General features: G+C 75.4%; 23 protein-coding genes. 6 read left to right on the forward strand and 17 right to left on the reverse strand.

Going from position 1 to position 26,974, the window contains the following annotated elements:
- Positions 1 to 2: 2 nt before the first annotated feature.
- Positions 3 to 1,061 (reverse strand): helix-turn-helix domain-containing protein, encoded by a 1,059-nt coding sequence (locus ACQEVB_RS31620; protein WP_432979397.1) that lies wholly within the window; start codon positions 1,059 to 1,061, stop codon positions 3 to 5.
- A 95-nt stretch (positions 1,062 to 1,156) separates the two neighbouring features.
- Between ACQEVB_RS31620 and ACQEVB_RS31625 the strand changes: the two genes are divergently transcribed.
- Positions 1,157 to 2,053 carry an alpha/beta hydrolase gene (locus ACQEVB_RS31625; protein WP_432979400.1) on the forward strand — a complete coding sequence of 299 codons (897 nt, stop codon included), beginning with the start codon at positions 1,157 to 1,159 and terminating at the stop codon, positions 2,051 to 2,053.
- 5 nt (positions 2,054 to 2,058) lie between these two features.
- A complete protein-coding gene (locus ACQEVB_RS31630) occupies positions 2,059 to 3,162 on the forward strand; it encodes a serine hydrolase domain-containing protein (protein ID WP_432979403.1) in 1,104 nt (367 codons plus the stop codon).
- A 181-nt stretch (positions 3,163 to 3,343) separates the two neighbouring features.
- On the opposite strand, the gene ACQEVB_RS31635 is transcribed toward ACQEVB_RS31630, so the two are convergent.
- The 3 genes from ACQEVB_RS31635 to ACQEVB_RS31645 all read right to left on the reverse strand — a co-directional run bounded on the left by ACQEVB_RS31635 (position 3,344) and on the right by ACQEVB_RS31645 (position 7,830).
- Positions 3,344 to 4,087 carry a maleylpyruvate isomerase family mycothiol-dependent enzyme gene (locus ACQEVB_RS31635; protein WP_432979407.1) on the reverse strand — a complete coding sequence of 248 codons (744 nt, stop codon included), beginning with the start codon at positions 4,085 to 4,087 and terminating at the stop codon, positions 3,344 to 3,346.
- 20 nt (positions 4,088 to 4,107) lie between these two features.
- Complete coding sequence (locus tag ACQEVB_RS31640; protein ID WP_432979410.1) at positions 4,108 to 4,845, reverse strand: hypothetical protein; 738 nt, start codon at positions 4,843 to 4,845, stop codon at positions 4,108 to 4,110.
- 66 nt (positions 4,846 to 4,911) lie between these two features.
- On the reverse strand, positions 4,912 to 7,830 hold the full coding sequence (locus ACQEVB_RS31645) for an AAA family ATPase (protein WP_432979413.1): 2,919 nt from the start codon (positions 7,828 to 7,830) through the stop codon (positions 4,912 to 4,914).
- Between the two features lie 267 nt (positions 7,831 to 8,097).
- Between ACQEVB_RS31645 and ACQEVB_RS31650 the strand changes: the two genes are divergently transcribed.
- Positions 8,098 to 8,430 carry an STAS domain-containing protein gene (locus ACQEVB_RS31650; protein ID WP_432979416.1) on the forward strand — a complete coding sequence of 111 codons (333 nt, stop codon included), beginning with the start codon at positions 8,098 to 8,100 and terminating at the stop codon, positions 8,428 to 8,430.
- Positions 8,431 to 8,443: 13 nt separating this feature from the next.
- Here the strand turns inward: ACQEVB_RS31650 and ACQEVB_RS31655 are convergent, their stop codons facing one another.
- Genes ACQEVB_RS31655 through ACQEVB_RS31665 form a run of 3 tightly spaced genes read right to left on the reverse strand, consistent with a single transcriptional unit; the run spans position 8,444 to position 9,755 of the window.
- Positions 8,444 to 8,836: a nuclear transport factor 2 family protein gene (locus ACQEVB_RS31655; protein ID WP_432979419.1), complete on the reverse strand. Its 393-nt coding sequence runs from the start codon at positions 8,834 to 8,836 to the stop codon at positions 8,444 to 8,446.
- Positions 8,833 to 9,393, reverse strand: a complete 561-nt coding sequence (locus ACQEVB_RS31660; protein WP_432979422.1) for a TIGR03086 family metal-binding protein — start codon at positions 9,391 to 9,393, stop codon at positions 8,833 to 8,835. Before ACQEVB_RS31660 ends, ACQEVB_RS31655 begins: the two co-directional genes overlap by 4 nt.
- Positions 9,394 to 9,398: 5 nt before the next feature.
- Positions 9,399 to 9,755, reverse strand: coding sequence for a cupin domain-containing protein (locus tag ACQEVB_RS31665; RefSeq protein ID WP_432979425.1), 357 nt, complete (start codon positions 9,753 to 9,755; stop codon positions 9,399 to 9,401).
- Between the two features lie 145 nt (positions 9,756 to 9,900).
- Between ACQEVB_RS31665 and ACQEVB_RS31670 the strand changes: the two genes are divergently transcribed.
- The gene (locus ACQEVB_RS31670) at positions 9,901 to 13,026 is read left to right on the forward strand and encodes a BTAD domain-containing putative transcriptional regulator (RefSeq protein ID WP_432979428.1); all 3,126 of its coding nucleotides are present in this window, start codon (positions 9,901 to 9,903) and stop codon (positions 13,024 to 13,026) included.
- A 364-nt stretch (positions 13,027 to 13,390) separates the two neighbouring features.
- Here ACQEVB_RS31670 and ACQEVB_RS31675 read toward each other — a convergent pair whose 3' ends face one another.
- From ACQEVB_RS31675 to ACQEVB_RS31700, 6 genes are all read right to left on the reverse strand, one after another.
- The gene (locus ACQEVB_RS31675; protein ID WP_432979431.1) at positions 13,391 to 16,564 is read right to left on the reverse strand and encodes a protein kinase domain-containing protein; all 3,174 of its coding nucleotides are present in this window, start codon (positions 16,562 to 16,564) and stop codon (positions 13,391 to 13,393) included.
- A gap of 17 nt (positions 16,565 to 16,581) precedes the next feature.
- Positions 16,582 to 17,937: a phosphotransferase gene (locus ACQEVB_RS31680; protein ID WP_432979434.1), complete on the reverse strand. Its 1,356-nt coding sequence runs from the start codon at positions 17,935 to 17,937 to the stop codon at positions 16,582 to 16,584.
- Positions 17,934 to 18,707 (reverse strand): hypothetical protein, encoded by a 774-nt coding sequence (locus tag ACQEVB_RS31685; RefSeq protein WP_432979437.1) that lies wholly within the window; start codon positions 18,705 to 18,707, stop codon positions 17,934 to 17,936. Before ACQEVB_RS31685 ends, ACQEVB_RS31680 begins: the two co-directional genes overlap by 4 nt.
- 10 nt (positions 18,708 to 18,717) lie before the next feature.
- Positions 18,718 to 19,587, reverse strand: a complete 870-nt coding sequence (locus tag ACQEVB_RS31690) for a vWA domain-containing protein (protein ID WP_432979440.1) — start codon at positions 19,585 to 19,587, stop codon at positions 18,718 to 18,720.
- Positions 19,588 to 19,622: 35 nt separating this feature from the next.
- Positions 19,623 to 20,213: a hypothetical protein gene (locus tag ACQEVB_RS31695; RefSeq protein ID WP_432979443.1), complete on the reverse strand. Its 591-nt coding sequence runs from the start codon at positions 20,211 to 20,213 to the stop codon at positions 19,623 to 19,625.
- Positions 20,214 to 20,478: 265 nt separating this feature from the next.
- A complete protein-coding gene (locus tag ACQEVB_RS31700) occupies positions 20,479 to 20,811 on the reverse strand; it encodes a hypothetical protein (protein WP_432979446.1) in 333 nt (110 codons plus the stop codon).
- 110 nt (positions 20,812 to 20,921) lie between these two features.
- On the opposite strand from ACQEVB_RS31700, the gene ACQEVB_RS31705 reads away from it, so the two are divergent.
- Positions 20,922 to 21,290 carry a response regulator gene (locus tag ACQEVB_RS31705; RefSeq protein WP_432979449.1) on the forward strand — a complete coding sequence of 123 codons (369 nt, stop codon included), beginning with the start codon at positions 20,922 to 20,924 and terminating at the stop codon, positions 21,288 to 21,290.
- On the opposite strand, the gene ACQEVB_RS31710 is transcribed toward ACQEVB_RS31705, so the two are convergent.
- The 3 genes from ACQEVB_RS31710 to ACQEVB_RS31720 form a co-directional block, all read right to left on the reverse strand.
- Positions 21,272 to 21,967, reverse strand: coding sequence for a response regulator transcription factor (locus tag ACQEVB_RS31710; protein WP_432979452.1), 696 nt, complete (start codon positions 21,965 to 21,967; stop codon positions 21,272 to 21,274). The genes ACQEVB_RS31705 and ACQEVB_RS31710 overlap by 19 nt on opposite strands.
- Positions 21,964 to 23,349 (reverse strand): sensor histidine kinase, encoded by a 1,386-nt coding sequence (locus ACQEVB_RS31715; protein WP_432979455.1) that lies wholly within the window; start codon positions 23,347 to 23,349, stop codon positions 21,964 to 21,966. The genes ACQEVB_RS31710 and ACQEVB_RS31715 overlap by 4 nt, the downstream gene beginning before the upstream one ends.
- Before the next feature lie 160 nt (positions 23,350 to 23,509).
- Positions 23,510 to 24,232, reverse strand: coding sequence for a helix-turn-helix domain-containing protein (locus ACQEVB_RS31720; RefSeq protein WP_432979458.1), 723 nt, complete (start codon positions 24,230 to 24,232; stop codon positions 23,510 to 23,512).
- A 326-nt stretch (positions 24,233 to 24,558) separates the two neighbouring features.
- On the opposite strand from ACQEVB_RS31720, the gene ACQEVB_RS31725 reads away from it, so the two are divergent.
- On the forward strand, positions 24,559 to 26,028 hold the full coding sequence (locus tag ACQEVB_RS31725) for a hypothetical protein (RefSeq protein WP_432979461.1): 1,470 nt from the start codon (positions 24,559 to 24,561) through the stop codon (positions 26,026 to 26,028).
- A gap of 25 nt (positions 26,029 to 26,053) precedes the next feature.
- Here the strand turns inward: ACQEVB_RS31725 and ACQEVB_RS31730 are convergent, their stop codons facing one another.
- A complete protein-coding gene (locus ACQEVB_RS31730) occupies positions 26,054 to 26,914 on the reverse strand; it encodes a LysR family transcriptional regulator (RefSeq protein WP_432979464.1) in 861 nt (286 codons plus the stop codon).
- Positions 26,915 to 26,974 lie beyond the last annotated feature (60 nt).

Raw genomic sequence — 26,974 nt, forward strand, 5'->3', positions numbered from 1 at the left:
GATCACCGTAAGTTCGTTCTCGACGAGGGGCTGGGCGACTCAAGCAGCCGCCACGACGTCAACGCGATGCGGGCGCGGGTGAGGCCTGCCGGCGTGGTCACGTCCATGCCGAGCGCCTTGCCGATCTGCTCCAGCCGTCGCGAGACGCTGCTGTGGTGCAGGTGCAGCAGCTCCGCGGCGCGGCGGAGGGAACCGGCGGCGCAGTAGGTGTCGAGGGTGGCGAGGTCGTCGGCGTCGAGGCTGGCGACGGCCGCCACGTCGACGTTGGACTGTGCCGCTCCCGCCGGCACCTCCGCCAGCAGCGCGAGCGCGCCCAGCTCGGCGTACTGCACGACGGGTTCCCGGTCGGTGGTGAAGCGCAGCGCTGTGCGCGCCTCGCGCCAGGACCGGTCGGGGCTCCCGGCGCCGCCGATGCCGGCGCGCACCCCGGCCGGGAAGGCCGTCGGGTCCAGGGTCGTGGCCAGCACGACGCCGACGTCGGCGACCGGAGCGGCCTTCACCGGCCGGGCCCTGCACACGGCGTCGCCGACGCGGTCGAGCGGCACCGGCGACCGGACGGCGACGACCCGGACCGGCAGGTCGGCCGCGAACCCGAGCAGGCGCAGTGCCCGGCTGCGTGCGGCGGCGTCGGTGTCCGCGCTGATCACGAGCTCGACGAGGGCGGGATCGGCCATGGTGGTGCGAGCCGGCCCGTACCGCTCGACGATCGCGGCTGCGGTGATCGCGAGGCGGTCGAGCACCATGTCGTCGAGCGGGTGGGGTGCGCCGGCGCGTTCCAGCCAGGCGGTGCCGATCTCCTCGTCGTCGAGGGTGATGGGCACGGACGTCGACGGCTGTGGCGCGGGGACCGGTGCCGGCGTTCCGTCCGGGGAGGTGCGGATCGTCCGGCCGGCGCCGTGCAGCCGGATACCGACGACGCACTCGGCCAGGCCGGCGGAGACGCGGGCGAGCGCCGGGAGGTCGACCCGCCGGCGCATCAGGGTGTCGTAGACCATCACCACGCGGATCGCGCCGGCGGACTGCGAGTCGAGCTGCGACAGCCGTTCGAACAGGACCTCCATGCCAGGAGGATATGCGCCGATCGGTGCGCGACCGGGAGCGAAGACGCGACGACCGTCGGCTGAAGCCGGCCGCGCAGGTCGCCAGGATGGTCGCCATGGACCCGGAGCTCGAAGCGTTCATCCCGCTGTTCCCGAAGGCGGACCTGCAAGATCCGGCGTCGGCCCGGCGCGACCTCGCGAAGCTGGCCGCCGCGGCACCGCTGCCGGACCTCACCGACCTCGACGTCGAGGACCGCACCGTGCCCGCCGGCCCGGACGTGCCCGTGCGGATCTACCGCCCGCGGGAGGCGCACGGCGCGATCGTCTGGTTCCACGGTGGCGGGTTCGTCATGGGCGACCTGGACACCGAGCACCCGTGGGCCACCCGGCTCGCGCTCGCGTCCGGCGCGGTCGTGGTGTCGGTCGGGTACCGGGTGGCGCCGGAGGATCCGTTCCCGGCCGCGCTCGACGACGCGTACGCGGTGCTGAACTGGGCCGCGGCGCACGCCGACGAGCTGGGCGTCGACCCGGACCGCATCGCCGTCGGCGGGCACAGCGCCGGCGGCGGGATCGCGGCCGCGCTCGCCCAGCGGGCCCGGGACGAGCGGGGCCCGTCGATCTGCTTCCAGCTGCTCAACCAGCCGCAGCTCGACGACCGGCAGCAGACGTGGTCGGCCCGCACCTTCACCGCGACGCCGTGGCTGACGCGCGACACCGTCGCCACGTCGTGGCGGCACTACCTGGGCGGCGCCCCCGCCAGCGCGTATGCCGCCCCCGCGCGGGCCACCTACCTCGCCGATCTGCCGCCCGCGTACGTCGCCAGCGCGGAGTTCTGCCCCAACCGCGACGAGAACATCGGCTACGCGCTCGGGATGCTGCAGGCCGGCGTCCCGGTGGAGCTGCACCAGTGGGCCGGCACGTTCCACGGGTCGCAGTCGATCGTCGCGGCCGAGGTGTCGCAGCGCCAGATCGCCGAGCTCGCCGCGGCGCTGCGCCGCGGGCTGTCCGGGTGAGGGCCGTGTCCGTCACCGAACAGCCGACGAGCCTCGATCCGGCACCGCTGCAGTCCGCGATCGCCGACCTGCATCGGGCGGGCGTGCCGGGCGTCTGCGCCGACGTGCGCCGCGCCGGCCGGACCTGGACCGGGGCGGCCGGCGTGGCCGACCGCGACACCGGCCGGCCGATGACCACCGACCTGCGCCACCGGGTCGGCAGCATCACCAAGACGTTCACCGCGGCCGCGGTGCTGCGGCAGGTCGAGCGCGGCGCCGTCGGCCTGGACGACCCGATCGGGCGCTACCTGCCGCGGCTGGTGCCGGGCGAGCGCGGTGCCGCCGTCACGGTGCGGATGCTGCTCAACCACACCAGCGGCATCCCGGACTACCTGCCGTTCGCGTTCCCGTCGATCCGCACGCTGTCGCCGGAGAGCCTCGACGAGAACCGCTTCCGCAGGTTCCACCCCACGGAGCTGATCGGGATGGGGCTCGCCGCGCCGGCCGGCACGCCGGGCGTCACCCCCGGCGCGTACTCCAACTCCGGCTACCTGCTGCTGGGCGAGCTGCTGACCGCGCTCACCGGCGCGAGCCCGGCCGCGTGCATCGCCGAGGTGGCCGCGCGGGCCGGCCTCACGCACACCGCCCTGCCGGACGGCCCGGCGATCGACGGCCCGTACCCCGCCATGTACGAGGCGCTCTACGGCCTGATCGACCCGCCGCGCGACTACAGCGTCTACGACGCGTCGTGGATCGGCACCGGTGCCGGCATGGTCTCGACCGTCGCCGACCTCACCCGCTTCTTCGCCGCGCTTCTCGACGGTGCCGTCGTGGACCGGTCGTCGCTGCAGGAGATGCAGCGCACGGTGCCCGTCACCAGCTTCGAGGGCAAGCAGATCGAGTACGGGCTCGGCCTGCACCGGCACGTCCTCCCCGGGTGCGGCACTCTCTGGGGCCACGACGGCACGGTGTGGGGTGCGCTGGCCATGGCATGGATCAGCGACGACGGGGCGCGGCAGCTGTCGTTCGCGGTGAACCTGGTCCGCTGGGCGAGCGCCGGGCCGGACCACCCGATCGACGCCGCACTGGGTCGCCTGCACCAGGTGGCGCTGCACGAGGACGCGCCGTGACCGGGCCGGTGCGGCCGATGGCCGGAGCGACGGCCGCCGCGGCTTTGCGTTGATCATGGGCAAAACGTTGCCCGCGGAGATCAACAGACGACGTTTTGCCCATGATCAACGCCACCGCCGGCGCCCGCTCCGCGCCGTTGATCCCCCTGCCCAGGGGCCCTCCCGTCCCCTGGGCCGGTGGTCAGAAGGGCACCTCCTGCGCGAGGAGGCCCTCCCCCGGCAGCCGGCGGGCGAGCGTGCGGCAGAACTCGATCGCGTCGAGACACAGCTCCGGGCCGCCCGTGCCGCCGGTGAACCGGCCGCCGGCCGGACCCGTCAGCTGCAACCGGAACGGCCGGCCGTGCCGGCGCGCCCACTCCGCGACGACGTCGGCGACGATGCGCCCGTCGTGCTCCGCGGTGAGCTCGAGCGGACGTCCGGTCGCGGTGGCGATGTCGACGCGGTGCATCCAGGTGTCGCGGGTGAGGATCACGTCGAGGATGAACGCCAGTCGCCACTGCTCGGTGGTGCCGTCGTGCAGCTCGCCCGCCACGGGCATGGCGCGCATCAGCCGCCGGCCGGCACGCCACCGGGCCTGCACCGGGCCGCCGGCTTCCATCCGGCGGATCAGCTCGTCGGTGGAGAGGCCGGCGTTGCCGCGCACCTGCAGGTCCGTCATCGCGTCGATGAACGGGCCGTCGCCCTTCCCCCGGCTCGCGCCGATCATGGTCCGGGCGAAGCGCGGCACGCTGGAGAACGACTCCGTCATGCCCAGCACGTGCCCGGCCATCGCGCGTACGTCCCAGAGACTGCAGTCGGTGGGCCGCGACCAGTCCGCGGTGTCGAGGTCGCGCAGCAGCGCGACCATCCGCGCGGTCTCCGCCGCGCCCAGTCGCGCCGCCTCAGGACGCTCGATGGGCCGGTGGTCCTCGGTGCGAACGGTCACCTCGGCTCCCTCCTGCCATTTCATGCCCGGACCGCGTGTCCTGCAGTGAACCGCGCCTCGTAGGCGTCGGCCAACCCGTGCAGCGCGGCGACGCAGTCACCGGCGAACGCCGGGCCGTGCATGAGGGCGAGGGTGCGCGGCTGCAGGTCCGCGAGCCGGCGGATCGTCGGCCCGGTCGCCGCGGTGACGGCGGTGGCCCCGAAGACGTCCTCGGCGACGAGGGCCGGACCGATCGGGTCGTCGTCGTGGACGATCGCCGGCGCGTCGCCGAGCCGGGTGAACAGGTCCCCGCAGAACAGGGTGCTGGTCGTCTCGTCGAACAGGACCTGCGCCTCCCAGCCGTGCGGTACGTGCGGGGTCTGCACGGTGCGCATCCGGTGCCCGCCCAGGTCGTGCACGTCCTCCGCGGACGTGCGGCGCGGCGCGCGGTCGGCGAGGTCGTCGAGCGACACCTGGCAGCCGAGCTCGTTGAACGCGACGGTCGCGTCGGGGGCGGCGTCGAGCCACGCGTTCATCGACCCGCACTCGTCGGACTCGACGTGGCCGAAGCTCAACCACCGCAGCCGCTCCACGGGCACGATCCGCGCCACTGCGGCCGCGACGGCGGGAAACATGCGCCGCGGGCCGAGGTGGAACAGCATCGGCTCGTCGGCGTCGACCAGGTACTGGTTCATGGTGAACCCGCCGGGCCCGACGTCGGGCAGGAACGTCGAGATGCGGTAGATCCCGGCGGCGATCTCGTGCACTGACGGTGACATGCGCCGAGCGTCCCGCCGGGGCGGCGCGCGCGGACCGGGCGCGGCACCCCCAATCAACGTGCGCCATCACCCAGTTTCGACGCCGTGTGCTCGCGCCAGCTCGGCCAACGCGACCCGGTTCCGCACACCGGTGCGGTCGAAGAGGCTGCTCAGGTGCCGCTCCACGGTCTTCGGGGACAGGAAGAGCGACTCCCCGATCTCGCGCGTCGAGCAGCCCTCGACCACGAGCTGCAGCACGTCGAACTCCCGGCCGGTGACGCCCATGGCCCGCAGCCCCGTCGGGACGGCGGACGTGCCGCGGCTGCGGCGCGGCACCGGCGCGCCCGCCGCGCCCAGCATGATCCGGCAGCGCCGGGCGGCGCCCGCGTAGCCGCCGGCGGTGAAGAACGCCTCGCACTCACGCAGCCACCGCACCGGGTCGCCCCAGCCGTCCCGGATCGCCGCGGCGGCGACGAGCATCCGCTGGCCGTGCAGCATCCCGATGTTCAGCGCGGTGTGGCGCATCTGCGCGTCCGCGGCCTCCATGGCGGCGGCCGCTGCGGTCGCGCCGGCCGCGTCACGTCGCCGGCCGCAGACGATCGCGTCGGCGACGTGCCGGCTGTGGGTGAACATGAGGAGCCCCGGACCCGCGACGGAGTCCTCGAACTCGGCGCGCGCCGCCGCACCGAGGTCGTCGTCGTCGATCGCGTGGACGGTCAACCACAGCGTCCGGCCCGGGTAGACCGAACGCAGCGGTGGGGCGACGCGGACGTGCTCCATCATCGTGTCGAGGTGCCCGCGCAGGGCGTCGAGCTCGCCGCTCACGATGCAGTGCGTCGGCAGCACGCGGCCGTACAGGTCGGCGAGGATCCGCGCATCCGCCGGATCGCGGGCCAGCGCGGCGGCGACAGCGGTCCGCATCGCCGGCTCGTCGCCGGCGAGCGCGTGCGCGCCGGCCAGCCACAGCTGCGCGACCGGCTCGGTGGCGAGCCCGTACCGGCGGCTCGCGTCCGCACAGGCCTGCGCGGCGGCGAGGCAGCCGGCCCGGTCGAAGTTGGAGAGGGCGATGTCGGCGAGGCTGAGGTCCATCACGGCGACGGTCACCAGAGCGCCGTACCGCTGGGCGAGCTCGCGGGTCGACCGCAGCCGGCTCGGATCGCCGTTCGCCCATGCGGCGATCGCCGCCTGCTGGCGCGCGCGCAGGTGCCAGGTGTGCAACCCGGCGCGCTCGGCCACCTCGGCCGCCCGTTCCCGCCATGGTGCCGCGGCGTCGGGTCCGGCGACGCTCGCGACCCGGCCCAGCACCTCCAGCGCCTCGCACTCCACGTCGGGCTGGCCGGTCTGCTCCGCGGCGGCGACGGCGGCCGTGGCCAGCGCCTCGGCCTCGGCGAGCCGGCCGTCGTCCAGCGCGACGTGCGCGGCGACGGCGTCGATCCGCGCGGCCGCGGCCGGGCCACCGCGCAGCGCCGCCCGGGCAGCAGCGACGTGCTCGGCGGCCCGTCCGGTGTCGCCCGCCTCCACCGCGGCTCGCGCGAGCACCAGGAGCAGGTCGGCTCGGCGCTCGGGATCGTCGATCCGGGGAACCACCTCCGTGCCCAGGTCCGAGGCCTCGGCCGGTTTGCCGGCCGCTACCAGGATCCGGACGAGCAGCTCGTCGGCGTCGAGGGTGGGAGCGAGCCGACGCGCCCGTCGCGCCGTGGTCTCGGCCGTGCCGAGCGCACCCTGTGCCAGCGCTCGGCGGGCGCTCTCGACGAGGTGGTCGGCCGCGTCGGCGAGCTCGCCCGCGGCCTCGGCCAGCTCGGCGACCTGCTCGCACAGCGCACCGGGCAGGCCGGGGTGGGCCCGCACGATCACCGACCGCGCCCGCTGCGCCAGGTCCCGCCGGTCCGGCGGCAGGAGGTCGGCCAGCAGCGCCTCCCTGGTCAGCGCGTGCCGGAACGCGAACTCGCCGTCCTCCACCTCGAACAGCTGCTCGGCGACGGCCGCGCGCAGACCGTCCACCACGGCCCGGCCGTCCACCGCGGCGACACCGGGAAGCAACTGCCAGTCGAACCGGCGACCCAGCACGGCCGCGGCGTCGACGACCCGGCGGCTGGTCGGGTCGAGCGCGCCGGCCCGGCTGCGGATCGACTCCTTCAGCCCGGACGGCACGGTCGGGGTCAGCTCCCCGCTGCGGCTCCAGCGCCCGTCGACGAACGTCAACGCGTCCGACGCGACGAGGCCGGCCAGCAGCTCCTCCACCAGGAACGGGCTGCCCTCGGCGTGCGCGCGGACGAACTCCAGCACCTCCGGCGGAGCTGCGGAGACCTGCAGGCAGGCGGCCACCATGCGGTCGACGTCGGCCGGCGGCAGCATCGACACCGGCAGGACGGACCTGGGGTCGCGGCGGGCCAGCCGGTCGATCAGGCCCGCCGCCGCACCCTCCGGGCGTGTCGTGCACACGCAGAGCACGGGGGTACCCGGTACGGCGTCGGCCAGGTAGTCGACGGCGTCGAGCGTCTCGGGATCGGCCCAGTGCAGGTCCTCCAGGACGAGCACGCAGCCGGCGTCCCGGCCGAGCAGGGCGAGCAGGCGCACCACCGCCTCGCTGAGCAGCACCGGCGACTCCTCGACGCCGGCCGCGTCCCGCCACGCCGGCACGATGCGGCCGAGGTGACCGTGGAACCCCACCAGTTCCGGCGCGTCCGGCACGGGCACGGTGCGGAACGCGGCGAGCAACGCCTCGGCGACCGGCCGGTACGGGACGGGGATGCGACCCGGCACCGCGCGCCCGGTCAGCACCGCCGCACCCACCGCCCGGGCGGCTGCGGTGACCTCGGCGACCAGCCGGGACTTCCCGGCGCCGGCCTCGCCGACCAGTACCACCACGCCGCCGTCGCCCCGCGCCGCCGCGGCGACCCGCTCGTGCAGCGCCGCCACCTCGGCGGCGCGCCCCACCAGCTCGCCGCACAGCACCGACGGACCGGAGCCGATCGCGACGGCACCGGGGCCCCGCACGTCGGCCATCGGGCCTCCCCGGACGAGATTCGCGGCGGCCCGAGAGTAGTGCGCGCGCCCGGATCCCGGCCAACATGACCGCGCTGGAACACCTGGACGCGCATCGCGCACGCCCCCGCCACCTGCACGGATGCACATGCACGTGCAAACGCAACGCCAATTGAAAAGGCGGAAATCTCGTGCTAGGGCGAACGGGATCCCGTCGGGTAGGTTCACCACACCGCAGCCAAGCCACGTGCCGACGGTGATCACCTTCGCGGGCCAAGGGGGACCGGCATGGCGCTCGTATCGCAGACGACGCACGTGATCGTCTCGCCCGACTCTGCCCCGGCGCGACCACGGGTCGCCGTCGTCGGGGAGATCGACCTGGCCTCCGCCGGCGTGTTCGCCGCCGAGCTCGCCGCGGTGCTCGACCGGCAACCGGTCACCCACCTGACGGTCGACCTGAGCTGCGTCGGCTTCCTCGCCGCCGCCGGTGCCGGGGTGCTCATCGACCTCGTCGAGGAGACGGCCCGGCGCGGCATCGGGCTGGAGATCCGGTGCGCGCCGACCGGCACCGCGGCGACGGTGCTGCGGTTGTGCGGGCTCTCCGTCGCCGCGGTGGCGTGACCTCCTGGTCGCCTCAGCCCTTCACGTACGCGAGCTTCTCCGCCACCAGGCCGTCCCGCACCCGGAAGACGTCGACGCCCCGGACGTGCCCGTCGCCCCACTCGTAGCGCCAGCGCACCACCACCCGCTCGCCGGCGTCGATCAGCTCCTCGGTGTGGAAGACCCCGTTCGGAGACGCGGTGAACAGCGCCGTCCACGCCGCCCGCACGGCCGCGGCGCCGACGTGGCGGCCGCCGTCGGGTGGCGCGGTGTCCTCGAAGACGCAGTCGGGGGTCATCGCCGCCATCACCGCGTCGACGTCCTTGGCGTCGAAGGCGGCCTGGAACCGCGCCACAGCTGCGTTCACGGTCACGGTGTCTTTGGTGGTCACGGTGTCTTCGGTGGTCACGGTGTCTTCGGTGGTCACGGTGTCCTCCCCGTCATCCCGATCAGCTGCGCCTGCCGGTCCGCGCCGGCCGGAACGGCGACCGGCTCGGCGATCGCCCCGGCCTGGCGGTAGAGCTCCTGGACCCCGCCGAACCAGTCCGCCACCGCCGCCACGGCGGTCGCGTCGAGGTGGTCGTCGGCGCCGAGCGAACGGGCCAGGTCCCACGCGTGCACGAGGTGGTCGGCAGCGAGTTGCATGGCGTACTCGTGGCCGGGGGCGTCGCCGAACGACAGGTGCACGGTGCGGTCCATCGCGCCGTCCTCCTGCACCGCGTCCACCGCGGCCGCGGCGGCGGCGCGGAAGGCCGCCGCCGGGTCCGCGCCCAGCTGGTCACCGGCGAACCGGTCGCCGACCTCCGCGATCGTCTCCCCCGCGTAGAGCGGTGGCGCCCACAGGTCCTCCTCGACGACGTGGCGCACCAGCTCGCGCACCGTCCAGCCGGGCAGGACCGACGGCTCGTCCCATCGCCCGCCGACGGCGTCCACCCGGGCGCCGAACTCGGCCACGCTCCTCGCGAACAGCTCCGGCACGGACATGGCCGTCACCCGCGGGCGTAGTCGGAGGCGCCCCACCAGTCGATCACCACGACCGGGTCGTCGCCCACCACCCACGCGTCGTGCCCGGCCGGCAGCGCCGTGACCTGGCCGGGGGTGGCGTCGAACTCGGTGCCGTCGCTCGTGCGGACGCGCAGCGTGCCGGCGGCGTGGTACTGGAAGTGCGGCGCCTCGCACCAGTCGGTGCCGGCGAGCGGCTTCACGTCGTTCGACCAGCGCCAGCCCGGCTGCAGCGTCAGCCGGCCGATCTCGGCGCCGCCGATGCGGACCAGCTCGACCCGCCCGTTCGGGAACTCGCGGACCTCGGTCGGGCTGGCGAAGTCCTGCTGCTCGTAGCTGGTCATCACGACCTCCTGGGTTCGGGGAACCGATGGGCCTCGAACGCTAGGAGCGCCACCTTGCAGTTCGATGGCGGCGCCATCTTGCAGTGTTCACCCGCTCAGCGTTCACCCGCTGTCCGCCGGCGGCCCGCTGCGCCACCATGTGCGGATGCCGACCGGCGTGCGGGTGCAGCTGCTCGGGCGGTTCCAGGTCCGCCACGACGACGCGGAGATACCGCCTGCGGCGTTCGGCGGGCGGAAGGTCCGCACGCTCGTGCGCGTGCTCGCGGTGCGTCGTCCCGACCTCGTGCCGCACGACGTGCTGGCCGAAGCGCTGTGGCCGGACCGTCTGCCCGCCGACCCGGCCGGCAACCTCGGAGTGCTGGTCAACCGGGCTCGTCGCGCGCTCGGCGACGCCGGCTCGATCGTCACCGGCACCGGCGGCTATGCGCTCGGCACCTGCACCGTCGACGTCGCCGAGTTCGAGGCAGCGCTGGCCGCGGCCCGCCGGGCCGGTTCCGACCACGTCGCCGTCCTGCGCGCCTGCACGGCTGCGCTCGCGCTCTGGGGCGAGCCGCTGGCCGAGGACACCTACGCCGAGTGGGCCAGCGCCGACCGCGAGCGGCTGCACCGCGACCACGTCGAGGTCTGTGAGCGGGCGGCCGCGGCCGCGCTGGCCCTCGGCGACCCCCGGCAGTCGCTCGCGCTGGCCGCCGACGCCGCGGCCGCGGCTCCGCTGCGGGAGTCGGCCGTGGTCGCCGTCGCGACGGCGATGGCCGCGCTCGGCGATCCGGCGGGCGCGCTCGCCCGGCTCGCCCAGCTGCGCACCGCGCTCGCCGACGAGCTCGGCGTCGACCCCTCCCCCGAGGTGGAACGCCTCCAGCTCGCCCTGCTGCGCAACGAGGTGCCCGCCGTCGGGGTGGCCGTGCCCGTACCGATCGCGTCCCGGCCGGCCGCGTTCGGGGAGCTGGCGTTCGTCGGACGGGCCGACGAGCTCGCGACGCTGCGCGCCGCCGTCCACCATGACGCGGTCGTCGTCCTGGCCGGTGGGGCCGGCTCCGGCAAGTCGCGGCTCGTCGCGGAGCTGATGCGCGGCACCGAGCGCCCCGTAGTCGCCGCGCGGGCGTTCCTGCCGGAGCGGGCGGAGCCGTGGGGGCTCGTCCGGTCGGTGCTGCGGGAGGCGCTCGCGCTGGACGCGGCCGTCGCCGACGTCCTGCCGGCCCGCATCCGCGCGGCACTGGCCGACCTGCTGCCCGAGCTGGGCGATCCCGGTGCGGCGCTGGACGGCGAGACCCGACGGGCGCTGCTGCTCGCCGGGGCGCTGCGCGTGCTGGAGGCGGCGACCGGGCCGGGCGCGCTCCTCGTCGTCGACGACCTGCAGTGGGCCGACCCGAGCAGCGTCACCGTGCTGGCCTCGGCGCTCGCCCGGCTGCCCCGGATGGCGGCCGTGCTGGCCCTGCGCCCCGACGAGCTGCCGCCGTCGACGCTGCACGAGCTGAACGAACTGCGCGGTGGAACCGTGCACGTCACCCTCGGACCGCTGCCACCGGCGGCCATCCGCACGCTCGTCGCCGATCCGGCACTGGCCGACGCCGTGCAGGAGAGCACCGACCGCACCCCCTTCGCCGTGGCCGAGCTGCTGCGCGAGCTGGCCGCACGCGGGGAGATCGCCCCAGCCCCGGCCGGCGGCTGGACGGCACTGACCGCCCGGACCGCGACCGTCGCCGCGCAGGTGGGACGGGCCGGCCGGCTGCGCGCGGTGCAGCAGCGCGCGGACCGGTTGGCGCCACCGGCCGGCGAGGTCCTGCGCCTGCTCGCGCTGCTGGCCAGGGAGGCGCCGGCCGGCACGATCGCCGCCGCCGCGGGGATCGACGCGCGCGCCGCCCTGGACGCGCTCTCCCGGCTCGCGACGGCCGGGCTCGCACGGCTGGGCGAGCAGGGCTGGGCCACCGCACACGACCTCGTCGCCGAAGCGGTCTCGGCCGGGCTCGGTGAGGCGGACCGCGGCCGGCTGCACGCGCTGCTGGCCCGTGCGCTCGACGAGTCCGATCCAGCCGAGGTCGCCCGGCACCACCGCGCCGCGGGCGACGCGGCAGCCGCCGCCCGGGCCTACGCTCGCGCGGCGGACCGCGCGCTCGCCCGGCACGCCACCCACGAGGCCGCGACGTCGGCGTCGGCGGGGCTCGCACTGGCGCCGCCGCCGGACGTGCGGGCCGACCTGCTCGCCGCCCGCGCCGACGCCGGGGCCGTCCACGGGGACCTCACCGCCGCCGTCGCGGATCTGCGGGCCGCGCTCGCCGACACCGCGCCCGGCCCGCTGCGCTCCCGGCGGCTGGCCCGGCTCGCGATGCTCATCTCGGGCGCCCGCGACCTGCGCCAGGCCGCCGAGCTGGCGGAGCTGGCCGTCGTCGAGGCCGGCCCCGACCCGGCCGCGCAGGCGTTCGCCCTGGAGACGGCGGCGATCCTGGACATGAACCTGGACCGGCCCGACCGGGCGCGCGACCGGGCCGAGGAGGCGCTGCAGCGCTACCGCGCGCTCGGCGACGGCGGCGGCGTCGCCCGCATCCTCGACGGGCGCGCGATGGCCACGTTCCTCGACGGCCGCATCGCCGACGGCGTCGCCCTGTTCGCGCGGGTCGCGCAGCTGTTCACCGACTCCGGGGAGCTGCTGCGGGTCGTCACCCCGCAGTCGACGCACGGGCACGGGCTCGTCTTCATGGCGCGCCCCACCGACGGGCTGGCCGCGACGACCGCTGCCCTGCAACTGGCCCGCGACCTCGACGCGCCCGAAGGGCAGGCCTACGCGCTGTGGCACCGGTCGGAGGCGCTGTCCGGCCTCGGCCGCACCACGGAAGCGGAGGCCGACGCCCGCGAGGCGCTCGCCATCGCCCGCGCCGTCGACCACCAGGGCTGGACGGCGACCGCGCACCGGGCACTGGGCATCGCGCACCAGACGGCGGGCGACCTCGACGCGGCCGCATCCGCGTTCGCCGCCTCGGCGACGGCCGCCGGAGACTCGCTGACCCTGTTCGCGGCGTGGGCCGCAGCGCGCAGTGCGCTCGTCGCGATCGCCCGTGGCCGGCTCGACGGCGTCGACGCGCTGGTGGCGCGGGCGCTGGCCATCGGGCCACCGCTGGGGCGGTTCGAGGCGCGGCTCGCGGCCGCGGAGCTGGCGGCGACGCGCGGCGATCCCTCCGCCGCGGCGATCGCGGCGGAGGCGCTGGCCGCGGCGCGGGATGCCGGGGAGGCGGTGACGGTTCCCCGGCTTGCCGCTCTCGCCGCGCTCGCCGGCTGAGGTGTCGGTGATCAAGGGCAAAACGTCGTCAGTTGATCTTCAGCGGCGACGTTCTGCCCTTGATCAGCAACCCTCGGGCGCGAGCCTCGAGGTGCCGGGCCAGCCAGCCGCCCCGGCGCCGAGCTGGTCCGTGATCAAGGGCAAAACGTCGTCAGTCGATCTTCGGCAACGACGTTTTGCCCTTGATCACCGCAAACCCCGACGCGGCGACCGCGCCCCGCCGAACGCGAAACTCGCCCGGCAGGACGCGCGACTCGCCCGGCAGGACGCGGGACTCGCCCGGCAGGACGCGCGACTCGCCCGGCAGGACGCGCGACTCGCGCGTGTCAGGTGGCGGCGCCGGCCAGCCGGGCGGGGCGGCGGGTCACCGGTGCACCCGGGTCCGGCGACGCAGCACGTACCTCGTCGCGAGGACGCCGGCCGCGGTGAGGAGGAGCAGCCCGCTCACGTCCAGCGTCCAGGCGCCGGCGGTGTGCTCCCACAGCCGGTCGCCCTCGGTCAGCGATGTGCCGCGGCCGACGGTCGCGCCGGAGGTGGCGGCGAGCCCCCACCGGGCGGGCACGAGCCAGGTCAGCTGGTCGAGGCCGGGCTTGCCGTGCACGGACAGGAAGAACTCCGACAGCACGAACTGCAGCAGCAGCACCACGACCAGCACGGGCATGCCCTGGTCGGCGTTGGCGATCAGCGCCGACACCAGCAGCCCCTGCACCATGATCGCGACGGCGACGAGCACGAGGACGACGGCGATCTCGACCTTGCCGTCGGTGAACACCACGGGCCGGGGCGGCGCCGCAGCGCCGGCCAGCGCGATCACGGTCAGCAGCACCGCCTGCACGCCCGCGATCACCGCGAGCACCACGAGCTTCGACGCCAGGTAGGCCCCGATGGACAGCCCGATCGACTGCTCCCTGTGGAAGATCGACCGCTCCTTCACGAGCTCCCGGAACGACGCCGCGAAGCCCATGAAGCAGCACATCACCACCAGCACGAGCAGCCGCGGCAGCGGATCACCGTTCGGGGTGAAGCCGGCCGCCCGCCACGACTCCACGGACAGGCCGTGCTCGGCCGGGATGAGCATCGCGATCAGGGCCAGCACGACGGGCATCAGCAGCATGACCAGCGCGAACACGCGGTCGGCTGCGATCACCGCCAGGTAGCGGCGGGCGAGCACGGCGAACTGGCGCAGCGCAGGCTGCTGCCGCGGAGCCGGCGCCGGCGCGGACCGGGCCGGCCGCTCGGGCGGCGTGGTCGTGGCCGGGGCGCCGTAGCGGGCGTAGTAGGGCGACGCCTTGAACCGGCCGGTCCAGTCGACCTCCCGGTTGCGGTCGAGCAGCAGGAACATGTCGGCGAAGTCGGCCTGCCCGAAGTAGGTGAGCGCCTCGTCGGGCGGACCGAAGTAGGCGAGCTTGCCTCCGGACGCCAGGACGAGCAGCCGGTCGCACATCTCCAGCTGCGCCGGCGAGTGGGTGACGACCACGACGGTGCGGCCGTCGTCGGCGAGGGCGCGCAGGGTCTGCATCACCGACTTGTCCATCCCGGGGTCGAGCCCGGACGTCGGCTCGTCGAGGAACAGCAGCGACGGGCGGGTCAGCAGCTCCAGCGCGACGCTCGTCCGCTTGCGCTGCCCGCCGGAGAGGGTGCTGATCCGCTGCCCCGCCTGACCGGTCAGTCCCAGCTCGTCGATGACCTCCTCGACGCGGTCGTTGCGCTCCTTCGCCGGGGTGTCGGCCGGGAACCGCAGCTGGGCCGCGTAGCGCAGGGCACGGCGGACCGTCAGCTGCGGGTGCAGGATGTCGTCCTGGGGCACCAGTCCGATGCGTTGCCGCAGCTCGTCGTAGGAGTCGTAGAGGTCGCGGCCGGCGTAGCGGACCTCGCCGGTGTCGGCCGGCCGCTGGCCGGTCAGCGCGCCGAGCAGCGTCGACTTGCCAGCACCGCTCGGCCCGACCACCGCCAGCAGGCTCCGCTGCGGCAACGCGAACCCGACGCCGTCGAGCAGCCGCTTGCCGGAACGGGTGACGACGAGGTCCTCGGCCTCGAACGAGATGTCGCCGTGGTCGGTGTACTCGACGAGCGTGCCGCCCTGCAGGTGCAGCAGCGCGTGCCCGATGCCGATGACGTCGTCGGTGTCGATGACGGCCCGGGTGACCCGCTGCCCGTTCACGAACGTGCCGTTCCAGCTGCGGAGATCCGTGAGCTGCCAGCGATCGCCGTCGCGGGTCAGGCGGGCGTGCTGGCGCGACACGAGCGGGTCGGTGAGCACGATGTCGCAGTCGGCGGCGCGCCCGATCGTCAGCGACGGCGCGGCGACGGGGTGCAGCGCGGTCGCGCTGCGGTCCCACCACTGACCTCCGCGGCCGGGCGCGCCGGGCGGCACGGCCCGCGTGTACGGCCGCGTGCCGGACGGGCGCGGCGGTTCGACCGGCGCGGCAGCTGCTGGTGGCGACCACGACTGCGGGGCCGCTGCCGCGCCGGGCCGGCGCCAGGCGAAGCCGGCCGGCCGGGCCGCCGGTGTCCCTGAGGCGGGACCCGCGGGTGCGCCCCCTCCACTCTGCGCACCCGCAGTCGTGGATGGGCGGCGCCACCACGGCGCCGGGGCCGGTTGTCCCGTGGCCGGTGGTGCGCCCGCGTTCGTGCGCGTCCACCACCCGGTGGCTGCCGTGGGCGACGAGGCGACGGACGGCGCGGCAGCAGGAGCGGGCACCGGCGCGGCGGCGGCAGTGCCGAGCGCAGCACGGGCGGCGGCTGCCAGCTCGCCGATGGCCTGGTAGCGGTCGTCTGGCGACTTCGCCATCCCGCGCGCGACCACCTCGTCGAACCCGGTCGGCACGCCGGTCTGCACCTGCGACGGCACCGGCGGCGGGTCCTGCAGGTGCATCTTGACGACCGCGATCCGCTCCCCCGCGACGTACGGCTTGCGCGCGGTGAGGCACTCGAACAGCAGGCAGGCCAAGGAGTAGACGTCGATGCGGTGGTCGAGGGGTGCCGCGGAGAACCGTTCCGGTGCCATGTAGTCGACGGAGCCGATCGCGGTGCCGGCCGTGGTGATCATGGTGCTGCCCACCGTGCGGGCGATCCCGAAGTCGACGAGGTAGACGAAGTCGGTGGGCGCGCTCGCCCCGGCGCAGAGCACGTTGGACGGCTTGACGTCGCGGTGGATGAGTCCGTCGGCGTGCGCGGCGGCCAGCGCTGCCGCCACCTGCTCGACGACGGAGACCGCGGTCTCGGGCGGCAGCGGGCCGTCGGCCAGCGCGTCGGCGAGGTCGGCGCCCTCCACCAGGCGCATGTCGATGAACAGCTGCCCGTCGATCTCGCCGTAGCGGTGGATCGGGATGACGTGCGGCTCGCGCAGCCGCGCCGCGACCTCCGACTCCCGCCGGAACCGCGCCGTGTAGTGCGGGTCCGCCGCCATCCCCGGCAGCAGCAGCTTGATCGCGACCTGACGGTTCTGCTCGGTGTCGAAGGCCCGGTACACCTCGCCCATGCCACCGCGACCGAGCAGCTCCTCGATCCGGTAGGGCCCGAACATCCGCTGGTTCATCGCGCACTCCCGCCCGGTCAAGACCGGCGCTTCCACAGTTCCCGGACGATCACGACGAGCGCGACCGCGCCCATGCCGGACAGTACGACGATGCCTCCGCGGTCCGCCGACGGGACGCGAGCACTCTGCAGCGCCGAGGTGACGGCCAGCGCGACGACCATGAAGGCCAGCACCGCGAGTCCGACGGTGCCCGCGGCGTACCCGCGCCGTGCCCGCTTCGGCGCCGCGGTCGGCTCGGGTGGCACCGGCCGGGACGCCGTCGCCGTCCACTGCTGCATCCAGTCCCCCGGCATGACCGGCGGCTGCGCCGGCTGCGGGATCGGTGGCGGAGCCGACTCCGCGCGCGGCACGGGCGACGGCCGGCGCGGCGGGACGGGCTTCGGGCCAGGGATTGATCGCGGGCCGGGCGATGGCCGGGGCACGGGCGACGGCTGGGGCGCCCGAACGGCGGACGGCGTCTGGAGCCACCACGGCACCGGCGCGCCGAGCAGCGACTCCAGGTCACCGGTCGCGGTCCAGCCAGGGGTGCAGCAGGCGCGGAGCCGCTCGGCGAGCTGGTCGACGACGGGGTCGTGCAGCTGAGCGACCTGCCCCCACGCGGGCGTGCGGTGCGGTGGCGCGTAGTCGTCGTGCCGGAACAGCAGGTTCTCGCCGTCGTTGAACCGCTCCCACTGGCGGGGGTCGCGGGCCAGCGCGAGCAGCGACAGGTAGATGACGAGGCCGGGGAAGGTGTCCATCCACGGGCCCCACACGCGGTTGGCGGGCTGGTAGTTGCGGTGGCCGACCTCGGAGGGCGGCGGACCGCCGGCGAACGGCGCGATCCACGCGCTGTCGAAGTCGACGAGCCGCAACCGGCCGTCGTCCTGCACGAGCACGTTGCCGTGCTGGAGGTCGCCGTGCGCGAACCGGGCGGACTGCGCCCGTCGCACCAGGTCGCGCCACCGCTGCGCGAGCGTGGCGAGCGCCCGCCGGTCGTCGGCCTCGACGAGGTCGGCGACGTGGTGGTCGAGCGTGCTGCCCTCGATCCACTCCATCTGCACCATCGGCCAGCGCCGCCCGCCGACGCGGATGGCGTCGTCGACCCAGGCGCAGGGTGCGACGTCACCGCGCAGCCCGCGTTCGGTGAACCAGCTGTTGAGCTGGTTGTAGCGCTGCCGGGTGGAGGCGTCCTCGCGGGTGAAGAAGCGCAGCGCCTGCGGCCGGCCGTCGACGATCGCCTTGAACACCACCGCGGTCGTGCCGGACGCCGGCATCGGGACGCCGAGCAGCGGGTGCGCGACGAACTCGGAGCGGGCGAGGTCGGGCCGGTCGAACGCCTGCTCGGGCTGCTGGACGGCGAGGATGTAGTCCTCGGCGGTGGGATAGCTCGTCACAGGCACACCACCAGCGCTCCGGGCTCGGCGGCGGTCACCCGCACCCGCAGCAGGGTCACGTCGTCGTTGTGCAGCCGACCGGCGGCCCGCTGGTCGGCGACGAGCCGGGCGAACACGGCGTCGTGCTCCAGCTCGTCGAGCAGGTTCCAGACCTCGGCCCCGTCGGTCAGCAGCAGCCACCGGGCCAGCGCGTCCGTGGCCAGGTAGAGCACGTCGCCGTCGACGAGCCGGCCGCCGCCGAACTGCAGCGCGCGCATCATGGGGTCGACGGCCGCGGGCTGCGTGCTGATCCCGTCGGGCGCCAGCCCGAAGTCGTCCACCGACAGCGGCGGGAAGTGGCCGAGCAGCCGGCCGGCCCGCACGTGGAACAGCACGGCGTCGCCGAGCGCGGCCGCCTCCCAGCGGGCGCGGGGCCCGTCGAGGTCGACGAGCCGGCACCCGAGGAACGTCGCGAACGAGCCCTCCTCGTGGAACTTCAGCTCCTCGATGACGGTGGCGAACCGGTCCGGTGCCTCGTCCCGCCACTGCTGCTGGACGCGGGCGAACCAGTCCAGCAGGCCCGCGCCCGTGAGGTCCGGCCCGGCCTCCGTGACGAACGAGCCGGCCAGGTGCTCCACCCAGCGCAGCGCGTCGTAGGCCTCGGTCGCCCCGTCGACGACGACGCAGCGCGGGCTCGCCGCACCGTCGTCGAACGCGGCGGCGTCCTCCCACTCCCGCGGTGCGCTGCCGCGCTTCTCCAGCGCGAAGCAGGTCGAGCAGGCGAGCAGCATGGCCCGCCCCTCACCGGTCCCGGATGTCGGCGACGCGCGTGCCGATCTCCAGGAACGTGACGAGCGCGGCCGGTCCGGCGTTGAAGACGAACCCGCGGGCGCCGTCGGCGACCTCGACCCGGGAACCGCGGGCGTTGGCGAGCATCGACGGAGGCAGCGGGCTGGAGATGCCGAACAGCTCGGGTCCGGGCTCCGGCAGCCCCCGGTCGGTCGCCGGGAAGTGCACCTCGGGCGCGGCCTCCGGCGACAGGAAGATGTTGAACAGCAGCGCCGGCCCGTCCGCGGTCTCGATCGACGTCAGGCGCCGCGCCCACTCGGTGAGGTCGGCGCCGTCGTACGGGCTGTCGGTGACCATCCCGTCGGTGATGTTGATGATGATCGGCGGGAACGACCCGGGGTGCTGGGCCGCCCAGTCGAAGACGTGCTCGCCGGCCGTCGCGATCGCCTGGCACATCGGGGTGCGGTAGCCGAAGACCGGCTCGACCCAGACCGGGATCCGTGGGGCGGACACGACGTCGACCGAGGTGGGCCCCGACCCGTTGCTCGACACCACGGCCAGCGGGTTGGTGAACACGTCCGGGATGGGCACGATCGGCCGGCCGGCGAGCGCGCCGCCGAACGCCGACTCCACCCCCTCCCCGCCGGCGACGGGCCGCGCGCCGTACCCGAACACGCCGACGTCGAAGTAGTGCCGCGCGGTGCCGCCGACCTCCTTCGCCGACTTCACGCACAGGTCCAGCAGCACCTTGTTGACCGCGCGGGAGGCACCCTGGGCCATCGAGCCGCCGCTGGACTGCCACGGCAGCTTCATCGAGTCCGAGCGGTCCAGCAGGAACACGATGCAGCCGGGGTTGGTGCGGGAGAAGGTCTGCTCGTACACGGTCGTTGCTCCGTCTGTAGAGGTCGTGCGCTGTCTCAGCGGTCGGGTCGGCGCCGGCTGGCGACCACGGTCGCCGGCCAGGGCGTCCCGGCCTGCCAGGTCCAGGTGTGGTCGTCGGCGCGGCAGCGGAAGGCGTAGCCGTGGTCGGTCTCCCGCACGTCGATGCGGAACGCGCCGCAGCGCGGGCACTGCACGGTCCGCACCGGACGGCGGTAGGTCGCGAGATCCGGGGCGGTCACGGTGCGGACGGGCGCCGCAGCCACCGTCCGGTCCGTGGGGCGGCCGTCGCCCCACCAGTTCGTCGGGGCCGGCTCGACGGGCAGCACGACGCGCGCCGCGTCGGCGGACGCCGCGGGCTCCGGTACCCGTCGCGGTCGGGCAGGCTGCCCGGGATCGGGCCACGGGCCCCGCGGCGGGCGGTGCGGCGAGCGCTGTGGAGGCGGAGCCGGTTCGGGAGCCGCCACCAGCGCGGCGACGAGCGCGCCGATCGCTGCCGCACCCAGCCCGACGACGACGCTGAGCCAGCCCTGCCAGGGGAGGACGAACACAACGCCAGCAGTGGCGCCGGCCAACCCGGCCGCCGTGCACCAGCCGAGGAGCTCACTCCGGGACGTGCCGCGCGCCATCACCTCGTCACCTCGGCGCTGGCGGTGGCCGAGACGTCGGACGGCTTCGGTGTCTCCGTCAGCCGGTTCGTCTGAGTCGGTGACGATCGCGTCGTGTGCTGGCCCGACGGCGGGGCCGAGGTCGTCGGTGGTGTCCCCGGATTCTCCTTTGTCGCCGCCGGTTCCGGCAGGACCAGGCTCGCCGCACCGACGGCGCCGAACGCCAGCAGCGCCGCGAAGACGGGCACGACGCGCGGGTGCCGCCAGAGTGGCGCCTGCTCCCCCGTCATCGGCACGTGAACGAGACGGGGTCCGAGCCGACGCCCGAGCGGATCGACGCGCCGTCGGGGAGCCGGCCGGACGACGGGGTGACGGTGATGGAGCCGACGCCGGGTCGGGCCGTCCAGCACATCGCGCCACCGTTGAGGGTCAGGCCGAACTCGGTGTCCACCGCGGCGCGGTCGACGGTGTCCGAGCCGCTGGTGCCGCGGACGGTCGTCATGGGGGTGCCGTCGGTGGCCCCCTCGGTCGGACTCGCGCTCGGGCCCGGACGCGACGCCGGCGCGGCCGTCGGTCCCGTCCCACCACCGCCCGGGAGCAGGTATCGCGCGGATCTCATGCGTTCGAGTGTCGGGATCGGCGGGCCGCCGCACATCGGTGCGGGCCCGGGACGTGGTGTCGGTGCTGGCACTGATGCCGGGTGCGGTGCCGGTGCCTACCGTCGGCACGGTGGGTGGTGTCTTCATCGTCGACGACAACGCCCCGTTCCGGACGGTCGCCCGTGCGGTCCTGGAGTCCGGGGGTTTCCGGGTGGTCGGCGAGGCGGCGACCGGGGCGGCGGCGATGGTCGGTGTGCCCGGCTCCGCGGCCGACGTCGTCCTGCTCGACATCGGGTTGCCGGACGTCGACGGGTTCCGGGTGGCCGCGCAGCTGCGCCAGGTGGCGCCCGGGGCGGTCGTGGTCCTGTGCTCGGTGCGCGACGCCGAGCACTACGGCGGGGCGGTGGAGCGTGCGGGCGTGGCGGGGTTCCTGCCGAAGTCGCTCCTGTCGGCGGCGGCCGTCGCGCGAATCATGGCCGGTCAGGACGCCCGCAGGTAGGCGAGCACGGCGAGCACCCGGCGGTGGTGCTCGGCCTCGTCGGGCAGCACGAGCCGCTGGAAGATGCTGCGCACGTGCGTCTCGACGGTCTTGGTGGTGAGGTGCAGGTCGGCGGCGATGGCGGCGTTGGACCGGCCCTGCGCCATGAGGGCGAGCACCTCGCGTTCGCGCGGGGTCAGCCCGGCCAGCTCGTGCCGACGGCGGGGCGTGCCGAGCATCGCGGAGACGACCTCGGGGTCGAACGCGCATCCGGCGTCGGCGACCCGGCGCACCGCGTCGAGGAACTCGGGCCCGCTCGCCCGGTCCTTGAGCAGGTAGCCGACGCCCCGGGCGACCCGGCCGACGAGCTCGCCGAGGTGCGCCGCCTCGACGTGCTGGGAGAGCAACAGCACCCCGAGGTCCGGGTCGCGTTCGCGCAGCGCGACCGCGGCACGCAGCCCCTCCAGGCGGTGCGTGGGTGGCATCCGGATGTCGACGACGGCGAGGTCGGGCCGGTGGGCCTCGACGGCGGCGACCAGTTCGACGGCGTCGCCGGCCTGCGCGACGACCGTGCAGCCGTGGCGTTCCAGCAGCTCGGCGAGTGCGGACCGGAAGAGCGCGGCGTCGTCGGCCAGCACGACGCGGACGGGCGCGGCGGTCGAGGCCGGAGCGGGAGCGGGCAGGACGGCGGCGGTCATCGGGGCTCCTCTGGCACGTCCATCGGCAGGTCGGCGTGCACGGTGGTGCCGGCGCCGGGCGGGCTGTGCACGGTGAGCACGCCGCCGACGGCGGCGACGCGGTCCTGCAGGCCGGCGAGCCCGGAGCCGCGGTCGGGGGCGGCGTCGGCGCCGCCGACCCCGTCGTCGACGACGGTGACCAGCAGCCGCGCGCCGGCACACCGCACCTGCACGTGGACGCGGTGCGCGCCTGCGTGCTTGGCGGCGTTGGTGACGGCTTCGGCGGCGACGAAGTACGCGGTCGCCGCGATCGGTGCCGGCAGGGGCGGAAGGTCGGTGTCCGCCTCGATCCCGGGGCACACCACGTCCACCGCCTGCACCGACCGCGCCACGAGCGCCCGCAGCGCGGGCAGGAGCCCCGACTCGGTGAGCACCGCTGGGTGGATGCCGCGGGCCAGCTCGCGCAGCTCGACGAGCGCCGCGTCGAGCCCGTCCGCGACGCGGTCCAGGAGCGCGTCGACGGCCTCGGGTCCGGCGTCGGCGGCCAGCGCGTCGCGGGCCATCCGCAGCACGAGCGAGACGGTCACGAGGTGCTGCTGGGCGCCGTCGTGGAGGTCGCGCTCGATCTGCCGGCGGCTCTCGTCGGCGGCCGCGACGACCCGTGCCCGCGACGCGCGCACCTGCACGAGCTGGGCTCGCACCTCTGCCGTCAACAGCTGGTTGTCCAGCGCGAACGCGGCCGCTGCAGCAGCCGCGTCGAGCACGGCCGGTTCGGTGCCGCGGGTGGGGTCGTGCAGCATCACCATGCGTTCGCGACCGAGCCGGGGCAGGTCGGTGCGGGCCGCCGGACCGGGGTCGACGGGGTGCCCGGCCGCGTCGACGAGCCGGCCGTCCGCCGTGGCGCGGACGATCCGCACCGTCGGGTCGTGCAGTGCGGCCCGCAGCCGGTCCGGCACCAGATCCGACGGCGTGCCGGGCAGCTGTGCCACCAGATCGGTGACGGCCGTGTGGCGGGACAGGTCGCGCAGCAGCCCGCCGAGGTACGCGGCCGCAACGGCCAGCGCCCCGCCCTGCACGACCACCCCGATCGGCAGGCCGCCCACCGCCGCGACGACGCCGGCGCCCAGCGCGGCAACGGCCGCGGCACCCGTCCACAGCAGGCGGCGCCGGACCGGTCGCACGGGCCACACCGCCGTTCCGGTCGCCACGAGCAGGTAGAGCCCGCCGACGGCGATCCACGTCGGCAGCAGCGTGTCCACCCGGCCGCCGGCCAGCACGAGCACCGCACCGAACGCCAGTCCGCACGTGACGGCGATGGCGACCGCGACCGGCGCGCGCCACCGCGGTGCCGCGCGGCCGGGGATCTGCGGGCGCGTCTGCGTCAGCAGCACCGTGCTCGGCATCCGGTCTCCCCCGCGTCCGGTTGGTGGGACGGCCCGACCGTGCCGGTCCCGATGTCCCGGGAACCAGGGAGGAACGTCCCGCCCGCCCGGGAGAGCAGTCTCGATCGACGCCGGCCCGCCCGGTAGCGGTCGGTCCGGCCAGCGGACCGCGGGTGCCGGTTCACGCGGTCCCGGCGGAGATCGCGGCGAGGTTGCGGCTGATCTCGCCGGCCGCGCGGGTGACCAGCTCGGGCAGTCCGGCCGGCGGGGTCGGGCGCAGCACCAGCGCGCTCAACGACGCCACCGTGGCACCGCCCGGCTCCTGCACGGCCGCGGCCACGCACGACAGCGACCCGTGCTCGGCGACGAGCCATCCGGTCCGTGCGAGCGTCGCCCGTTCCTGTCGCCACTCGCGCGGGCGGCCGCCGGTGGCCGGGTCGTCGGCGTCCGCGGCGTGCAGCAGCACCCGCCCTGCGGCCGTGTCGGAGGAGAACTCGTCGAACAGGCGCAGCGGCGGCAGCTCCTGCAGCGGGCCGCGGTTGCCCGCCAGCATCCGGGTCTCGCCCCGGTGCGTCACCGAGAGCATCACGCACGCCGACGATGTCCGGGAGAGGAGGGACATGGGCGATCGGGCGGCCCGGCGCAGCGCCGGCCGTGGCCGCCACGACTCCCCGAGCTCCGCCATGAGGGTGCCGACGGCGTACCTGCGCTCGATCCGCTGCGCGGCGCCCAGCTCGACCAGCTGCTCCAGGAGCCGGTGCGCGGTCGCCTTGGGGATGCCCGCCGTCCTCGCGACCTGCGAGAGGCCCAGCCCGTCCGGGTGCCGAGCCAGCACCTGCAGCAACCCGAACGCGCCCTCCAGCACCCCACGACCGCTGGGGGACCCGGTCATCTCCTGCGCCATCTGCACTCGCCTTCTCGATCAGGGCGGCCGAACCGTGCGCCGCCGAGGGGGTGTCCGGCAAGGCGTCCGGACGCATTGCCGGCGGACGCCGGATCGGTGCAGGTCGCCGGCCTGCGCCCCGGGGTGTCCGGAGCTGCGATGCGGTCGTGGGCACGACGTCAGTCCACGATGCGCGAGGGGTGTCCGGCATCGTGGGAACCACGGGTGCGCGGTACGGAGCAACTCACCGTCACCTGATCGCCGCTTCCCTGCGCCGCCCGCTGCCGCCATGATCAGCGGCGGCCGGCCGCATGGCGGTGCGACACGGCGGGTGGGGGTGCGATCGGGTGGCCGTAGGTCCGACCGAGCAGGAAGCGGATCCACGCATCGAGTTCGCCGGCCGGTTGCAGGCGCTGCGCGCCGCGGTCGGGTTGTCGCTGCGGCAGCTGGAGATCGAGAGCGAGCGCACGCCGCGACGGCGGGCGGAGGAGCCGATCCGGCTGCGCCGCAGCACGGTCGCGGGGATGACGAGCCGGGAACGACCGGCGCGGCCCGAGCCCGCCAACTTCGAGGTCTTCGTCGACACCTGTCTGCGGGTGGCCGCAGAGAACGGTGTCGAGCTGCCGCCCGACCTCGGCGACCGCGACGCGTGGGACGCGGCCTACCGGCAGCTGCGCAGCGACCTCGACCGCTCACGCTCCGCGCCCCCGCCGCCTCCCGACGTGCCCCCGGCGCCGCCGGCACGCTCCCGCCGCTGGGTCCTGCGCGCGGCCGTCCCGGCCACGGTGGCCGTCGTCGGGGCGGCCTGGCTGGTGCCGGAGTGGCTCCGCGGCACGCCCTCGGCGGCCGGCCCCGCCGATCCGCCGGTCGACTACAACCGCCTGGGTCGGTTGGTGAGCCCCCCGCTGGGCGCCGACAACCCGGTGTGGGCGGTGGCGCTGGGCCAGCTGGCCGGCGCACCGGTCGCGGTGGTCGGCCGGGCCGACGGCTCCGTCCAGCTGTGGAACCCGGTGGCGGGCGTGGCCCGCAGCGCGCCGGTCACGGCGCACGACAAGCCCGTCTACGGCATCGCGCTGCACGGCTCCACCGCCTACTCGGCCGGCGTCGACGGTGTCCTGCGGGCGTGGGACCTGCGCACCGACCCGCCGACGAGCACCCAGCTCGGCGCCCCCGCCGACGGTGGCCTGATGAGCGTCGCCGCCATCGAGCTCGGCGGCCGACCGGTCGTCGTGACCGTCGGGGACGACAAGACGGCACGGGTCTGGGATCCGTCGGTACCCACCGCTACCGGCACCGTGCTGGGTGAGCGCCTGCCGACCGAGGCGAAGTCGGTGGCGCTCGGCGCGGTCGGCGGCCGGACCATCGCGATGGTCGGCGGCGCCGACGGGAGCATGCGGGTGTGGGACCTCGCCACGCGCTCCGCCGTCGGCGGTGTGCTGCCGGGACACCAGGACGTGATCAACCGGATCGCGATCGGCACGGTCCGCGACCGCAACGTGGCCGTGTCCGCGGGTGAGGACGGCGACATCCGGCTCTGGGACCTGGACGCGCCGGTCCCCACCAGCACCAGCCTCGGCCGGGTACGGGTGGCGGTGAAGGCCGTCGCGCTCGGCGACATCCGCGACGTCCCCGTCGCCGTCACCGGCAGCGACGACGGGGAGACCCGCGTGTGGGACCTCGAGCACCGCCGGCTGCACGGGCTCGGGCTGGTCGGTCCGGAGAAGGGCGCCGAGGCCATCGCGTTCGACCACGACAACGGGCGTCCACTGGTCGTCTCCGGCAACTGGGACGGCACGATCTGGGCCTGGAGCCCCTGAACCGGAGGGATCGCCGCCCCGCGCGTCAGACCGCGGCCGTCAGCGCCGCGAGCAGGGCCTGCGTGGCGGGCGGGTCGGGCGGCTCGCCGTAGGTCGCGACGAACACGTGCCGGGCGGCGTCCGGCAGCGGGGTGGCCGTGACACCGGCGAGCCGGTGCACGCGCAGGGCCAGCCCCGGGATCGTGGTGACGCCCAGGCCGGCGCCGACCAGCGTCTGCATGAGCACCATGTCGTCGGTGGTGTAGCGGATGGTCGGCGCGAACCCGGCCGCCCGGCACAGGTCGACGAGGTGGGCGCGGCAGCGCTCGCACCCGCCGATCCAGGGCGAGTCCCGGTGCCCGGCCACGTCGGTGGGCCCCTCGCGCGTCAGCAGGTAGGTGGGGTCGTCGAGGAGGTGGACCAGCCGCAGGTCGGCGTCCTCCGGCGCGGACGTGTCGTAGCGGAAGATGAGGGCGGCGTCGACGTCGCCGGCGCGGAGCATCGCCAGCGCCTCCGGTGGGTGGGTGTCGACGATGCTCAGCTCGAGCCCGGGGTGCGCCGCGTGCAGGATCGCCGTCGCCGACGGCAGCAGCGTGCTCAACGCCGTCGTGTAGCCGGCCAGCCGCACCCGCCCGGCGGTGAGCCCGACCAGCGCGGACAGCTCCGCCGATGCGGCGTCGAGCCGGCCGACGATCTCCGCGGCGCGATCGGCGAGCAGCCGTCCGGCCGGGGTGAGCCGGATCCCGCGCCCGACCCGCTGCACCAGCTGGGCGCCGGTCTCCGCCTCCAGCCGGGCCAGGTGGTGGCTCACCGCCGGCTGGGTCAGGTGCACCTCGCGTGCAGCAGCGGTCAGTGATCCGGTGCGCGCAACGGCGTCGAGGACCCGGAGCCGGGCGGAATCCAGCACTCATCAACCCTATTTATCGTTGACCATCAGAACAATCATTGGACCGCATGATCTGCCGGT

The organism is Pseudonocardia sp. CA-107938 (genome assembly GCF_050936315.1).
Classification (GTDB): Bacteria; Actinomycetota; Actinomycetes; order Mycobacteriales; family Pseudonocardiaceae; genus Pseudonocardia.